The sequence below is a fragment of the Nitratireductor sp. CH_MIT9313-5 genome (assembly GCF_037029545.1).
Lineage (GTDB): Bacteria > Pseudomonadota > Alphaproteobacteria > Rhizobiales > Rhizobiaceae > Chelativorans.
The window spans coordinates 80,906-95,206 of record NZ_JAYMER010000016.1 but is presented as its reverse complement, the minus strand read 5'-3'; the positions used below and the strand labels follow the sequence as shown (position 1 = coordinate 95,206).

Sequence of the window (14,301 nt, the reverse complement as noted above, 5' to 3'; positions counted from 1 at the left end):
GCTGCCCCTTTCATGCATGCAATTTCGGGAAATCTGGCGCAGTAGATAACTTCTCTGCCTGCAGATTACAAGCGTTTCCGCCCGCGTGCACCACAAGAGTTGAGCAAAGTCAGCGGTTGTAAGCGTGCGATTATTCTGATGTCAGGCCGGTGCACAGGCCATATGCACATTGACAACCCAAATTTAAACAGCATTGGATTGAACGCAACCGCGCACTAATTCATTTATGCGTAAAGGGGCATGCGGAGCCGCTATTTCAGTGACCGCATTTCAGCTCCGCAGAAATTGCCACGAAGGATATTAGGTCATGTTTGATCCACGCGAAAAGATTGCCCTGTTTATTGATGGCGCGAATCTCTACGCTACCTCGCGTGCACTGGGTTTCGACATTGATTACCGCAAACTGCTGTCCAGCTTTCAGAAGAAAGCTTACCTGCTTCGCGCCTATTACTATACCGCACTGGTTGAAGATCAGGAGTATTCTTCAATCCGCCCGCTGATCGATTGGCTTGACTATAATGGCTACAAGGTGGTCACCAAGCCGGCGAAAGAGTTTACGGACTCGTCCGGTCGCCGCAAGATCAAGGGCAACATGGATATCGAGCTGGCCATCGACGCGATGGAACTGACCGATGTCGTGGATCACTATGTCATCTTCTCCGGCGACGGTGATTTCCGCACCCTGGTCGAGGCGTTGCAGCGCAAGGGCCGCAAGGTTAGCGTCGTCTCCACGATCCAGTCCCAGCCGCCCATGATCTCCGACGAGCTGCGGCGTCAGGCGGATGCCTATATCGATCTGGCTGCTCTGCAGGGTGAAATTGGCCGCGATCCTTCGGAGCGTCCAATGCGCCGACCCGAGGCGGAGCCCGAATTCGACAATGACGATGCGGAATGAGTGTGGACGCGCGGCCAGGTGAGCCGCCACGCACCTGCACGCTGTGCCCTCGCCTTCACGGCTTTCTGAACGAGTGGCGCAAGCGCGAACCGGAATGGTTCAATTCTCCCGTTCCCACCTTCTCACCCGCACAGGGTGAAGATGCGGCACGCCTATTGATTGTCGGTCTTGCTCCCGGATTGCGCGGAGCCAACCGCACCGGGCGCCCTTTTACCGGCGACTATGCCGGCACCCTGCTTTACGAGACGCTGATTGCCCATGGCTTTGCCCGCGGTCGCTTCGAGGCGCGACCCGATGACAGCCTTGAGCTTCTGGATGCGGCCATCGTCAATGCCGTTCGCTGCGTACCGCCGGAAAACAAGCCGATCGGCGCGGAGATCAACACCTGCCGCGACGCCTATTTCCGCCCCACGATCGAACGCTTTGAAAACATTAGTGCGATCGTGACCCTAGGGACGATTGCCCACCAATCCACCGTCAGAGCACTTGGCCTGAAGGTGAAGGATTACCCCTTCGCCCACGGCGCCGAACAGCAGGCCGGTGGTTACCGCATTTTCTCCAGCTACCATTGCTCGCGCTACAACACGAATACGGGGCGGCTGACAGAGGAGATGTTCGTTGAAGTGTTTCGGCGGGTGCGAGAGTATTTGAGTGAGTAGTGAGGCTGGCGTGCCGTACATCTGCAGTCAACACCTACTAGCAACTACCCACTAACTACTACCTTCTCCGCCTCACCCTCGTTCCTTCAACAGCCGCGCCTTCTCCCGATTCCAGTCGCGCTTCTTCTCGGTCTCGCGCTTGTCGTGGAGCTTTTTGCCCTTGCCAACCGCAATCTGAAGCTTCGCGAGGCCGCGCTCGTTAAAATACATCTTGAGTGGGACCATGGTCATGCCTTCGCGGTCCACGGCCTGCGCCAGCCGCGACATTTCCCGCTTTGAAAGCAAGAGCTTGCGCCGCCTGCGCGGCTCGTGATTGAAGCGATTTCCCGCGAAATATTCCGGGATATAGGAGTTGATCAACCAGATCTCTCCGTCCTCGGCAGAAGCGTATGACTCCTGAATATTTGCCTGCCCTTCGCGCAGGGATTTCACCTCAGTGCCGGTAAGCACAAGCCCCGCTTCCAGAGTATCGATGATCTCATAGGAGAAGCGGGCCTTGCGGTTTTCGGCAACGACCTTGAAATTCTTGTTCTTTTCCTGAGCCATATCGCTCTAACGTTTGAGGCCAGCCTCAGTTCATCAGGCCGGCATGTTTCAGGGCATCGTCGATACGAGCGGCGGTCTCGGCCTCAACGGGCACCAACGGACTGCGCAGAGTGTTTTCCAGCTTGCCAAGGCGCGACAGCGCGTATTTCGCGCCTGACGGATTGGGCTCGATGAAGAGCGCGCGGTGCAATGGCATCAGGCGGTCCTGCAGTTCCAGAGCCAGATCGCGGTCGCCATTGAGGCTCGCTTCCTGGAACTGCGCGCAAAGCCGCGGTGCCACATTGGCCGTGACCGAGATACAGCCGACACCGCCATGTGCGTTGAAGCCAAGCGCAGATGCATCCTCGCCGGATAGCTGAATGAAATCCGAGCCGCAGGTCGCGCGCTGTTCGGACACGCGGTCCACCTTGGAGGTGGCATCCTTCACACCAACTATGTTGGAAAAGTCCGCAGCCAGGCGGCCCATGGTTTCCGCACTCATGTCAATCACCGAACGCGGCGGGATGTTGTAGATGATGATCGGCAGGCTGGTGGAACGCGCCACCGCCGCAAAATGCTCATAGAGCCCGCGCTGGTTTGGCTTGTTGTAGTATGGCGTAACGACAAGAACGGCATCAGCGCCGACCTTTTCCGCATGCTCCACGAAGCCGATTGCTTCACGCGTGGAATTGGAACCCGCACCGGCAATCACCGGCACACGCTTGTTTGCCACTTCGACACAGATGCGCACGATCTCGCGATGCTCCTCATGCGTCAGCGTGGGAGATTCGCCCGTCGTGCCCACCGGAACCAGACCGTTGGAGCCTTCCGCTATCTGCCATTCGACAAAGTCGCCGAAAGCTTTTTTGTCGAGGCTTCCATCCTGGCTGAATGGCGTCACCAACGCGGTGATGGAACCTCTGAACATGCGAAAACTCCTCAAAATTTCTGATGGACGCCCCTGATAGCGCCAATTCCTGTCGCTCATATATGGGGCCAAGGCGCGGCACCATAGTCTTGCCATGGATTACCCGCAAGAAGAATGCGAAGCGGGTCATTGGCACAGAAGTGTTGCACGCACGATACAGCGATATTTGCGGCTCAACTCAGCCATGATGTGACATCACAACAGCATTAACTGCCACTAAGATCAGAGATGCTGGAGCGCATTTGCGCGTGATCCGCAGTAAGCTAAGCTGACCCCGGATATTGGTGAAATGATGCATCTACGTTTCGGCGCAATGGCGCTCGCATTGGCAACTGCGCCTCTGGCACTCGCTCACGCAGCCCATGCGGGCAAGCTCTCGCTGCCGCAGGAAGCACCCCTCCCCGAACCTCGGCCAGAGATTGCCGCAGCGTCTGCGGCAACAGCCGCAGGAGCCGCCGCCTTCGCCCCGACGCTGCCGCAGAGAATGGAACATGCCGAACTGCGTGACGCGCTGGAGGCGCTGCGCAAGGGAGATGTGGGGGCTGTTCTCGCCGTACGTGACAGTTTCAAGCCGGGCTCCTTGAACGAGAAGATCCTGACCTGGGCGGTAGCGATGTCGGGCGAATGGTCCGTGCGCGCAGCAGAGCTGGAAAAGGCTCGGACGGTTCTGGCAGGCTGGCCCGGCATGGAAAGGCTCGCTCGAAATCTGGAGCGCGCGCGCCTTCGGGACGCTCATTCTCCTTCCGAGATCGTGGCGGCCATTGAAGGGGATGTGCCACTCACGACCGAAGGACAGCTTGCCCTGTCCCGCGCACATATGGCTCTGGGCAATGATGACCGGGCCCATGATGTGATCGCACCCTATTGGCACTCCGCAAAGCTTAGCGCGAGGGAAGAAGCGGCTTTTCTGGATGAGTTCGGCCGGTTGCTGACCCGTAGCGACCATCGTTTCAGGATGGAGCGCATGTTGCACGCGGACCGTATACGTTCAGCCTTGCGCATTGCCGAGGAGGCCGACGCTGAAGCCCTGGCGTTGGCATGGGCTGCAGCCATTCGCAAGGAGGCTGATGCGTCCGAATTGCTGGATGCGGTTCCAACATCGCAGCGCACACCCGGCTATTATTTCGCCAAGGCGCGCTATCTGCGTCGCAAGGGTGAATATCTGAAAGCCGCGGAAGCCATACTGGCGGCACCTACTGCGCCTGAGCACTATGCCGAGCCCAAGCTTTGGTGGCAGGAGCGGCGCGTGCTTTCTCGTGAGCTTCTGGATATCGAGGAATATGAGCTTGCCTACCGGGTGGCAGCTGCCCAACGCGTCGGCGGCGCGTCCACCATTGCCGATGCCGCTTTTCATGCCGGCTGGTATGCCTTGCGTTTTCTGAACCGTCCCCATGAAGCGGCACGCCACTTCCAGCAGATCGCGGCCGTGGCAGATGGTCCCATTTCCAATGCGCGCGCCTTTTACTGGCTCGGGCGGGCTGCGGAAGCTGCAGGAAATGGCGGGGACAACGCGCATTATGAAGCAGCCGCACGCTATGACACGGCCTTCTACGGGCAGTTGGCCGCGGCCAAGCTTGGCAGGAGAGAAATTAGCGCAGTACCGCCTTCAACGACCATTCCGGACCGCAAGATCTTTTTCGCGCGCGAACCGGTGCGGGCACTGCGCCGTCTTGAGGAAGTCGGCCAGACCTGGCGGGCGGACATGCTCTATCGCGATCTCGCCGAGGAACTGGAAAGCGTTCAGGAACTCACACTGCTTGCCGAGCTCGCTGAAACGCGCGGTGACCATTATCTCGCGCTGAGGGTTGGCAAGGCAGCAGCCGCACGCGGTCTCAATATCGGCGCTCTGGCTCATCCGACCGGTGCCATTCCTGCCCAGGCGAGCGTTACCGGGGCCGGCAAGGCGCTGGCTTATGCCATCGGCAGGCAGGAGAGCGAATTCAGAACCGGTGTCGTCTCGCATGCAGGCGCACGCGGTATCCTCCAGCTTCTACCCGGCACCGCCCGCGAGATGGCTCGTGTTTCGGGTGTTGCCTATTCCACCGCAAGACTGACCGATGATGCGGCCTATAATGCGACGCTGGGTGCGGCCTATCTCAGCCAACAGCTCGACCGTTTCGACGGCTCCTATATCCTGACCTTTGTCGGATATAATGCTGGCCCCTCACGTTCGCTCCAGTGGATCGAGCGCTTCGGAGATCCGCGCGGGCGGCCGATCGAAGAGGTCGTTGACTGGATAGAGCGCATCCCGTTCACCGAAACGCGGAACTATGTTCAACGCGTTTTCGAAAATTACCAGGTCTACAAGATGCGCCTGACGGGGGCGTTCGAGGCTGAAAAGGATCTCGTGCTCGGGCGCAGGAACTGAAACCTGTAGCGGTTGTTCTGCACACAGCCACATCAGCAAGGGCGAGGCTGCTGAATTTCGGCAGCTGCAACACCTTCGCGTTGCCTGCATCACCGATTATGCAGCTGAATTAAACAACCAGACAAAAAGAAAACCCGGCAGCGAGGCTGCCGGGTTTCCTATCCGTACTTCTAACCGAAATTAGAAGGAGCGGGTGAAGCGAGCGAAACCGCTCCAGTTGCCTGCGGTCGGATTGGCATCGTAGGTGTCGCCATCACGGTAGTTCACAGCCAGCTTGGCGTCGAAGTTCTCGACGATCTGGTAGTCGAGGACTGCGCCGAGAGCGTAATCATCGAACTGTGTGTTGTGCTGGTTCGCGAAGTACTGACCACCGAAGCCAATAGCAACCTTCGGAGAAACAGCATACTTGATGTAGCCTCCCGCGGAGAACTCATATCCGGCGAGATTTGCACCAGTGATGCTGCCATTGGATACCGAGTAGAAGCTATGGCCGGACTCGTAGGTACCGAGCAGCTCAAGCGTAAGGGCGGAGGTTGCCTTGATCTTGGCGATACCCTTAGCAGCCCACTCTTCTGCAGTCGCATCATATGCGCCCCAGAGCGTAGCGGAGCCCCAACCCTGAGCAACGCCCAGGCTGCCAACTACATTCGGCGTGTAGTCATAGTTTGTGTCAGCTTCTTCGAGAGCGACGGAGACGAATACACCATTCGCTGCATCGAAGGTGTAGCGGATGAAATGAACGCGATCGCCGCCACCGGAGTCGAACTCACCGGAAAGCCCGGCATCATAAAGCGTGTCGGAAAGACCCATGGAGAGGCCACCGAGCGAGATGATTGCCTGCTGCAGGCCTACCGTACCGCCAACACCGGTGGACAGTGCATCACCATCGTTATCCAGGTGCGGAACAGGGTTGGTGGTGCTGGAATTCGCACGAAGCTCGATGAAAGCGCCCAGCGTACCGTACTCGGTCTCAGAGCGAGCATCCACAGTCAGTGTACCGCGGGCCAGCTTGCGCCAGCCGTCATCGCCCTCAGCCCAGTCGATCTGGTAACGAGCATAGCCGCCGATCTTCAGGCAGGTCTCGGTGCCCGGGATGTAGAAGAAGCCAGCGCCGTAAACGTCACAGACGCGGACATATTCCATCGGCTCCGGCTGTGGGATGACGATGGCGTCGGCCGCCTGAGCGCCCGAAACAGCAGCCGTTGCAGCTGCCGAGCCGATAAGAAGGCTCTTAATGTTCATTTTCTGACCTCCAGTCAAAGTTCTTAAAAAAGGGTCTGGGCTTTTGCTGAAGGACAGCGTTCCCTGCCCCATCCCCAATGCACGAAAAAGCAGCTCTGCGCTCCTTCTTCGAGAGCGACATTACTCAAGCCGCATTGCCGATCAACTGCGATTGCCACCTTCACGCCACATCTGGGGCGCTATCGAAGATCGCTGTTGCACAAATGACACGATAAGCGGGACCTTAGAAAGGAATTGTTAAGTTTCTGAACGGTTTTGCGGCGTTTGGAATGTGGCAGAGGAGGCCATGTCCAGCCTCGAAACAGGCGATATCAGGCTGCCAGACCGGAATCAGTGGAGGGAATCACGAGCATGTTTCGGAGCGCTGAATCGCCGACTCGGCTGCCGAGTTGCGCGGGAGAATGTCGAAATGCCAGGGAAGATTTCGCCCCCTATATAGATAATGTGTATGAAAGCCGTTTTGGCATGTTGATTGTCGCGCAGGTTTTCTTTATCCAGCGCTTGCGCCGGAGAGGTGGCCGAGTGGTCGAAGGCGCTCCCCTGCTAAGGGAGTAGACGGGCAACCGTCTCGAGGGTTCGAATCCCTTCCTCTCCGCCATGACGCACCCAAAAGCCTGTAAACGCTCAACTCTTTGAGTTTAAGGGATCTGCAACCGTCCTACTGGTACACAAAGGCGGTACACATGGTCCTCAAAATGAATCGTCCATCCAAACGTCCTGAATCGTCTTTTCTGCAGTTTCGCAAGCGCGTGCCCAAGGACCTGCGTTCCATCATTGGCAAGACCGAGATCAAGATCAGCCTGGGAACGCGCGACCCCATCGCTGCAAAGCAGCGCCATGCCGAACTTGCGGCCGAGATCGAAGCGCAATGGATGGAACTGCGTAAGGGTGTGCGCACGGTCAGCCAGAAAGAAGCCAGTGCGATAGCCGGGGAAATCTACCGTGAGAAAGTGGCAGCGCACGAGGAAAATCCAGGCAAACCATTGGACTGGATGGGCAGACTCCTGATTGATCGGTCTTCTCTACGTCCTGAAAAGGTCAAAGTGACACTTATGGGAACAGATCCCGAATTTTCACGTAGGTGTTTAGAAGAAGCGGTGCGCAAGCGGCATAAAAGAGTGGTGGACGCATATCTTTTGCGCAAAGGCTATCGGGTCGATCCGGAGAGTTACCTTCGAATAACGGAAGCAGTAAACTTGGCGATGCTGCTCGCTCATGAACACATCTACCGCCTCGCCGACGGCGACTATCGACCGGACCCGGAGGCCGAGCGCTTCGCCAAGTTGACAGGTTCAACTGCTGCAGATGGCCATCATGCGGTGGGTCAGGAGCGCCGAGCATCACCACTGGAGCTGTTCGAAAGATATTCCGCGGAGTCGAAGTTGAAGCCAGCAACCATCAAGCGCTGGCGGCCGATTGTTGCTTCTGTCGAAAATGAGCATCCTTATCTTTCGGGCATCACGGTGGATTGGGCAATTTCCTGGAAAAATCGCCTGGTTGCGTCTGGACTTAGCAACAACTCCATCAGAAACGCCTATCTGGCTTCCATGCGATCACTCTGCAATTGGGCTGTGACGAACCGGGAAATTCCCTCAAACCCCTTTGCAACTGTCACACTGAAGGCTGACAAGAAGAGAAAGCTACGACCGAAGGGCTTCACGGACGGGGAGGCACTCACAATCCTCCGCGCAACGTTGGATCCAGCACCTGAAGGGTTCAGCCGCGAACACGCTGCCGCGCGTCGTTGGGTGCCCTGGCTGTGTGCCTATCTCGGCGCACGCGTCGGTGAGGTGAGCCAGCTTCGAGCACAGGACATCCGGCAGGAGGATGGCGTTTGGCTGGTATGGATTACACCAGATGCCGGATCTACCAAGAACGAAAGTGCGCGCCACGTGGCGATCCATCCTCACCTCATCGAGCAAGGGTTCTTGAAGTTCGTCCAGAAATCCGGCCTGGGCCCGTTGTTTTACGATCCCAAACGCAGCCGCAATGGCAGCGAAATGAACCCGCAATCAAAGAAGATTGGAGAGCGCATCGCGAAGTGGGTACGCGAACTAGGCATCACCGACAGATCTGTCCTGCCAAACCATGCCTGGCGACATCGCTTCAAAACTACAGCCCGCAAGGTAATGATGGATGTCGGCGCGCGCGACTATATGCAGGGTCATGTTCCGGCAACGGAAGGTGAGGCATACGGCGATTTCCCGCCAGATGTGTTACTTCACGAGATATCCAAGTTGCCGCGGTACGAGGTTGACCTACAACTGGACGGTGCCGCATGTCGAACGCCAACTTCAGCCGCTGATCCCACCTTGGAGCAGTGATTGCACCTGGGTGAAACGCTAAGTGAGCATCATATCTACGCGGGAGAACCGCTGGCGGGTCTGGATTTCCCCGAGTGTGAGAACTTCGTCCGGTGTCTCACACCGCCTTTCCCCGATTGAGGCAGACTTTGCCTGGACCGAGTACCAACTTTTTGACCTTCAGGATCCGGAACGGAAGCTATGCCCCACAATTTGCAAATCCTGCAGATCCGCTCCCACCTTTTGCGCTGCCGCTTAACCTGAACGCTCTTGCTACTACAGCGCAACGGGAGCGTGGTGCCGCTCGGCCACATCGGTATCGTCCATACTGTTTACGGCTTGGCCGGTTTGGAAGGATGTGCGGCCGCCTAAAATAGAAAGCCGGAACACCACTTTATACCCAAAGACCCGGCCAAACGCGCGTCGTGTCGACGCGGTATGGGCAAAGTACTGCAGTGAAACTCTTGTTTGTTCAGTCTCGGAAATCTAACCATTCCGCCCACGCAGCAATATCGAAATGAGTTCGGTCTGTCGCCTTGCGCCGGTTTTTTGAAAAATATTGCGCAGGTGATAAGCGGTGGTGGTGCGAGAAACGCCCAGACATTGGCCGACCTCTGCCAAACTGAAACCTTCGGTGAGTGTCAGGGCCACTCGCGCCTCGGCGGCTGTTAATCCGAACTGATCGCGAAGAACCGCTTCACTGATGGAATCGCCCGGTTCGCGCTGCAGGGATCGAAGCCGTGCAACCTGACGCAGGCGCGCTTCGATCGTCGCCAGCAAAAGATCATAGTCGATCGGTTTGACGAGGTAGTCGTCAGCACCAAACCGTTTTCCTTCCACGACTTCCCGCGGATCCGCCAATGCGGTCAGAAACACGAAGGGCGTTCCCGCATGGTCGTCGCCCTTGGCCCGCACCGCCTCGAGAACCTCGTAGCCGTCGATGCCGGGCATGGAAATGTCGCACAGGATAAGATCGGGGCAGGCAATATCGAGCAAATCGAGTGCCTGCAGACCATCGCCTGCCTCAAGCACGCTGTAACCGGCCTCCGAAAGTTCCTCAGCTACGTCCCGTCGCAGATCCGGCTCATCCTCGATGCACAGGATGAGCGGCCGCTCTGCCTGCTGCTTTTGCAAAAGAGACATCACGTAAGCTCCGACAGAAGAGAAGCGCTGGGCGTATGCTGAGTGGCCTCTGCCTGCGGAAGCGAAACCGTGAAGGTGAGCCAACCTGGCCTCACGACAGAAAGCCGAACATCACCGCCCTGCATGCGCGCAAGTGTTCGCGACATGTAAAGGCCGATGCCGATGCCTGGCCGGCCTTCTGAATTGCTGCCGCGAAAATAACGTTCGAAGATTGCCTCCCTTTCGTTTCGGCAAGCGATGGTGCCCTGATTGACCACACTGCACTCCACTTGGCTGCCATTGGACGTGACATTCACGCCGATCACGGTCTCCGGAGCCGAATACTTGATCGCGTTGGAGAGCAGGTTGGTCAGGATATTCTCGACATGGACCGGATCGCAAAGCGCGGTGAAGGTGCCGGCCTCCGGCAAGTCGATTTCGATCCGTCTTTCGGGCGTCAGTTGGGATTGGCGGGTGCAGAGATCGTTCACGATCTGGACGAGATCGCAGGCTTGCGCGCGGATTTCCAGCTGCCCTGCATCGAGCCGGGCGGCATCCAACGTGCTCTCGACCAGCTTGGTCATCCTGGCGACGGCCTGACGCGCCCGGCCCGCGCGTTCATTCAGCTCGTCCTGTGCCATCTGTCCGCTGCGCCGCATGAGGCGCTGCAGAGCCGAGTCGACGATGGCCAATGGAGTTCGGAACTGGTGCGATATCATCGCCCCGAAATTTCGATACAGCTCCGCAGATTCACGTTCACGCTTCAGCGCGTCGTTAAGCTCTTCGGTGCGTGCATGAACAAGCTGTTCGAGATGATCGCGATGATCCGCGATCTGTCGCTGTGCTGCGCGCTGTTCGGTGACATCCGATACGAGCAGTATGGAGCCCACGATCCGCATCCCGTCGCGCAGCGAGAAGAAACGCAGGTCCACATATCGTGGCTCGTCTTCAACCCGTTGAAAGAACGGTTGATCAAGCAAGGTCGCAGCCTGTCCGCCGAGTGACGCTTCGATGGCGCGTTGGATACCGTCGATCTGAAAGAACTCCGCCACCTCGTTCAGAGGACGGCCGATCGTCTCCCGCTGGGACATGCCGAACAGAAGCCTTGCCGCCTCGTTCCAGACGGTACAACGGCGATTGGTGTCTACCGCGATAATACCTTCGCCACTTGAAGCGATCAGCAATTCCGAAAACGCCTTTTCCTTGCCGAGCAGACGCGTTCGACGCTTTGCCTCGCGCGTGGCCATCAACAGGTGCGTGCACAACGCCGCCCCTGCCAGCGCAACGCCAATGATCGCAGCGATCAGATGCCAGAGCCTCTCGCGGGCACTGTCCAGCTTGTTGCCGAGCGCATCCCATTCAGTCACCATGGCCCTGTTTGCCGCCCGGTTGAGGACCTTGATGTAGGGTTTCAACAGCGCCCGCAGGCGCTGAGCGCTTTGCGGACCGGGGGATTTGATCAGCGCATCGATTTCGGCAACGTCCCCATGTAGCCTTGCAAGCGCGTCGTCAAAACCGAGTTCGATCATCCGTCTGCGCTGCGGACCGTCATCCAGCAGTGCCAGACGGCTGAGAAACACGTTGTAGTACTGCTCCAGTCCCGGCTGATCGATCTCGCCCAGCGCATGTTCAACGCTTGCCTCACTTAGCTCAAGCGCAGCCACCTGCGCCCGTGAGATCACCCAAAGCATGTTCTGGGTCGCTTCCATGCGCATGTCGCATTCAATGGCTGATATGCGGAAAAGCGAATATCCGATGAGAAGTGTGAATGCACCGATGGTGAGCGAAAGCACCACCACGCCGATTGCGGGATGCCGCAGTCCCCTCATTCGACATCCAGCCGCTTTAGCTGCCAAACCCAGCGATAGTCATAGCGGATATCCTGCAGTTCCGCATGCTGATCGCGCGGATAGACGATCCAAAGCGGCCCCTTGCCGCTGGGCAGAAGCGGCTTTCCGTCCATCTGATATGCAACAACAACGTCATAGCGCGAGAACTCTCTCGCATCGAACTCGATGACATAGTCGTTTAGCGCCGTAGCCGTGACGGTGTCGCCCCTCGCGACAACATGCACAAGCAGGTCGCGCATCAAAAAACCGTCGAACCTTCTCACGCCGTCGGTTACGGCGGTAGACGTGTCGAGTGTCACTTTCGGCAGGGCTTTCAGCATCGCCATGTCGAAAACGGCGGCGCCATTCAGATTTGTTCTGCCGATGGCCCCGTGCACCTGCAAAACAAGTTCGCCTTCAGGCTTGGCCAGAACATCGGGTTCGGCCAATGCCGGGCCTGCAAATGCCGCCAGCAGCAAGCCTGCCCGCACCACAGATCTCATACTGCGAAAGTCCGTCACCCCATCGAACGGCTCCCCCTGAACTCCTCCCGCCAACCCTGCGGCACCTCACGGAGATGGCATGGTTCGGGAGCAGTATAGCGTAGTTTCATCGCGCGTACCCGTTCAAATGAACGGGGCGCGGACGCGCATCATTTGCTTAGATCCAATCCAAATTGGCAAGAATGCGGGGAGTGAACAAGGCTATGTGGGACTTCAGTATTGGCCGCGCACTGACGATGATGGTGCGCACCATGCCGTTCATCTTGCTGCGTCTGGCAGTCTATTTCGGCATTACGCTTGGCTATATCCTCGTTACCGGAACCGGTGCTGGTATCGGCTACGGTGTCGGTGGTTTTGGCGACGAAGGCTTCCGTGCGACCTCCACCTTCTGGGGCGGGGCGATCGGCTTCGGCCTGTTCGGCGCGATCATGTACTGGGTACGCGAATACATCCTTTACATCGTCAAGGCAGGCCATGTTGCAGTACTTGTACAACTGGTCGACGGTAACCCCATGCCCGAGGGCAAGTCGCAGGTCTCTCATGCGACAGACGTGGTGAAGAACCGCTTCGCCCAGACCAGTGTCCTTTTCGCGCTCGACCAGCTGATCAAGGGTGTGATCGGCGCGATCACCGGCCTGGTCCGGGGCATCCTGACGATCCTCCCAATCCCCGGCGTCAACCAGTTGGCCGGTATTTTGCACGCATTTCTGCGTGTGGCGGTGGGCTTCATTGATGAAGTCATCCTCGCCCACGCGATCCGCACCCACTCTAATAATTCATGGGCTTCTGCGAAGAACGCACTGATCCTCTATGGGCAGAATTACAAGGTGATGCTGAAGAACGCGGCCTGGCTCGCGATCTTCGTCTACTCGCTCAGCTTCGTTGTCTTCCTGGTGATGCTCGCGCCCGCAGCACTCGTTGTTTATCTCATGCCTGGTGCATGGGCGGCCGGCGGCATCGTATTCGCGCTCCTCTTCGCCTGGGCGGTCAAGGCTGCGGTACTGGAACCCTTCGCCATCGCCTGTCTGATGCAGGTATTCTTCAAGACCATCGAAGGCCAACAGCCCGATCCGGAATGGGATGCACGTCTGGAGCAGATGTCCGCGAAATATCGGAAGCTGAAGCAACGTGCCTTGGGCGCAGAACAACCGCCGGAACCGGAAGGCGGTGGCTTGCGCCCGGCCTGAAGACAGTGCGGACGGAGGAGAAGATCATGAAACTTCCTGGAGCTGCCCTGCTTGCGGCTGCGGTAATGAGCATCAGTGTCACCACCAGCGCGGCTGAGGAGGTCGTCATCGTTCTTGACGGCTCGGGTTCGATGTGGGGCCAGATCGACGGCGTGTCCAAGTTCGAGATCGCGCGTGACGTGATGGGAGATCTCATCGAAAGCTGGCCGGAGCGCACAAATATCGGGCTTATGGCCTATGGACACCGTCGCAAGGCGGATTGCAGTGACATCGAAACACTCATCGCACCCGCGCCGCTGGACCGGTCCGCCTTCGAGAAAGCCATCAGCCGGATCTCGCCCCGCGGACGCACACCACTGACCGAGAGCATCCGTCAGGCTGCCGAGCAATTGTCTTATCGCGACGTGCCGGCGACGGTAATCCTGATATCCGACGGACTGGAGACCTGTCAGGCCGATCCCTGCGCGTTGTCGACAGAGCTCGCGCAGAAGGGCGTGGATTTTACTGCGCATGTGGTGGGGTTTGACCTGAACGATGAGGAACATGCAGGGTTGGCTTGTATTGCCGAAAATACAGGCGGAACCTTTGTCCCAGCGCAAAACGCAGCCGAGCTGAAAGAAGCGCTGACGCATGTGCAAAGCGTGGTCGAGCTGAAGCCGGTTGAACAGGAGGAACCCGAGCCAGAAGCCCCTCCGCAAGTCGATATACAGATCGCAGTACCCGAGCAGGTCAGGACAGGC

The 14,301-nt window shown here is 58.0% G+C and carries 12 protein-coding genes and 1 tRNA gene; 7 read left to right on the top strand and 6 right to left on the bottom strand.

Going from position 1 to position 14,301, the window contains the following annotated elements; all coding sequences use genetic code 11:
• Window positions 1-307: 307 nt before the first annotated feature.
• Together WA367_RS13055 and WA367_RS13050 are read left to right on the top strand one after the other, a co-directional pair.
• Entirely contained in the window at window positions 308-895 is a 588-nt protein-coding gene (locus WA367_RS13055) for a LabA-like NYN domain-containing protein (RefSeq protein WP_336057208.1), read from the top strand.
• On the top strand, window positions 892-1,554 hold the full coding sequence (locus WA367_RS13050; protein WP_336057207.1) for a uracil-DNA glycosylase: 663 nt from the start codon (window positions 892-894) through the stop codon (window positions 1,552-1,554). The genes WA367_RS13055 and WA367_RS13050 overlap by 4 nt, the downstream gene beginning before the upstream one ends.
• Before the next feature lie 72 nt (window positions 1,555-1,626).
• Here the strand turns inward: WA367_RS13050 and smpB are convergent, their stop codons facing one another.
• A complete protein-coding gene (gene smpB / locus WA367_RS13045) occupies window positions 1,627-2,100 on the bottom strand; it encodes an SsrA-binding protein SmpB (protein WP_336057206.1) in 474 nt (157 codons plus the stop codon).
• Window positions 2,101-2,125: 25 nt separating this feature from the next.
• Window positions 2,126-3,007: a 4-hydroxy-tetrahydrodipicolinate synthase gene (gene dapA / locus WA367_RS13040; RefSeq protein WP_336057205.1), complete on the bottom strand. Its 882-nt coding sequence runs from the start codon at window positions 3,005-3,007 to the stop codon at window positions 2,126-2,128.
• A 292-nt stretch (window positions 3,008-3,299) separates the two neighbouring features.
• Between dapA and WA367_RS13035 the strand changes: the two genes are divergently transcribed.
• On the top strand, window positions 3,300-5,375 hold the full coding sequence (locus WA367_RS13035; RefSeq protein ID WP_442935589.1) for a transglycosylase SLT domain-containing protein: 2,076 nt from the start codon (window positions 3,300-3,302) through the stop codon (window positions 5,373-5,375).
• Between the two features lie 180 nt (window positions 5,376-5,555).
• Here WA367_RS13035 and WA367_RS13030 read toward each other — a convergent pair whose 3' ends face one another.
• Window positions 5,556-6,617 (bottom strand): porin, encoded by a 1,062-nt coding sequence (locus WA367_RS13030; RefSeq protein WP_336057203.1) that lies wholly within the window; start codon window positions 6,615-6,617, stop codon window positions 5,556-5,558.
• Between the two features lie 508 nt (window positions 6,618-7,125).
• Here WA367_RS13030 and WA367_RS13025 point away from each other — a divergent pair.
• Together WA367_RS13025 and WA367_RS13020 are read left to right on the top strand one after the other, a co-directional pair.
• Window positions 7,126-7,215: transfer RNA gene (locus tag WA367_RS13025), tRNA-Ser, on the top strand.
• 85 nt (window positions 7,216-7,300) lie between these two features.
• Window positions 7,301-8,941, top strand: a complete 1,641-nt coding sequence (locus WA367_RS13020; protein ID WP_336057202.1) for a DUF6538 domain-containing protein — start codon at window positions 7,301-7,303, stop codon at window positions 8,939-8,941.
• Between the two features lie 465 nt (window positions 8,942-9,406).
• Here the strand turns inward: WA367_RS13020 and WA367_RS13015 are convergent, their stop codons facing one another.
• The 3 genes from WA367_RS13015 to WA367_RS13005 are packed head-to-tail and all read right to left on the bottom strand — an operon-like array spanning window position 9,407 to window position 12,374.
• Window positions 9,407-10,063: a response regulator gene (locus tag WA367_RS13015; RefSeq protein ID WP_336057201.1), complete on the bottom strand. Its 657-nt coding sequence runs from the start codon at window positions 10,061-10,063 to the stop codon at window positions 9,407-9,409.
• Window positions 10,063-11,871 carry a sensor histidine kinase gene (locus WA367_RS13010; protein WP_336057200.1) on the bottom strand — a complete coding sequence of 603 codons (1,809 nt, stop codon included), beginning with the start codon at window positions 11,869-11,871 and terminating at the stop codon, window positions 10,063-10,065. The genes WA367_RS13015 and WA367_RS13010 overlap by 1 nt, the downstream gene beginning before the upstream one ends.
• Window positions 11,868-12,374 carry an oxidoreductase gene (locus WA367_RS13005; RefSeq protein ID WP_336057199.1) on the bottom strand — a complete coding sequence of 169 codons (507 nt, stop codon included), beginning with the start codon at window positions 12,372-12,374 and terminating at the stop codon, window positions 11,868-11,870. The genes WA367_RS13010 and WA367_RS13005 overlap by 4 nt, the downstream gene beginning before the upstream one ends.
• Window positions 12,375-12,577: 203 nt before the next feature.
• Here WA367_RS13005 and WA367_RS13000 point away from each other — a divergent pair, with 203 nt between their 5' ends.
• The gene (locus tag WA367_RS13000; protein ID WP_336057388.1) at window positions 12,578-13,561 is read left to right on the top strand and encodes a hypothetical protein; all 984 of its coding nucleotides are present in this window, start codon (window positions 12,578-12,580) and stop codon (window positions 13,559-13,561) included.
• Window positions 13,562-13,587: 26 nt separating this feature from the next.
• A partial coding sequence (locus WA367_RS12995) for a vWA domain-containing protein (protein WP_336057198.1) occupies window positions 13,588-14,301 on the top strand: 714 nt, incomplete at its 3' end.

Coding starts and splice junctions, on each gene's coding strand:
- WA367_RS13055 (WP_336057208.1), top strand. CDS start 308: ATGTTTGATCCACGCGAAAAGATTGCCCTGTTTATTGATGGCGCGAAT.
- WA367_RS13020 (WP_336057202.1), top strand. CDS start 7,301: ATGGTCCTCAAAATGAATCGTCCATCCAAACGTCCTGAATCGTCTTTT.
- WA367_RS13050 (WP_336057207.1), top strand. CDS start 892: ATGAGTGTGGACGCGCGGCCAGGTGAGCCGCCACGCACCTGCACGCTG.
- WA367_RS13000 (WP_336057388.1), top strand. CDS start 12,578: ATGTGGGACTTCAGTATTGGCCGCGCACTGACGATGATGGTGCGCACC.
- smpB (WP_336057206.1), bottom strand. CDS start 2,100: ATGGCTCAGGAAAAGAACAAGAATTTCAAGGTCGTTGCCGAAAACCGC.
- WA367_RS13015 (WP_336057201.1), bottom strand. CDS start 10,063: ATGTCTCTTTTGCAAAAGCAGCAGGCAGAGCGGCCGCTCATCCTGTGC.
- WA367_RS13030 (WP_336057203.1), bottom strand. CDS start 6,617: ATGAACATTAAGAGCCTTCTTATCGGCTCGGCAGCTGCAACGGCTGCT.
- dapA (WP_336057205.1), bottom strand. CDS start 3,007: ATGTTCAGAGGTTCCATCACCGCGTTGGTGACGCCATTCAGCCAGGAT.
- WA367_RS13035 (WP_442935589.1), top strand. CDS start 3,300: ATGCATCTACGTTTCGGCGCAATGGCGCTCGCATTGGCAACTGCGCCT.
- WA367_RS13005 (WP_336057199.1), bottom strand. CDS start 12,374: ATGAGATCTGTGGTGCGGGCAGGCTTGCTGCTGGCGGCATTTGCAGGC.
- WA367_RS13010 (WP_336057200.1), bottom strand. CDS start 11,871: ATGAGGGGACTGCGGCATCCCGCAATCGGCGTGGTGGTGCTTTCGCTC.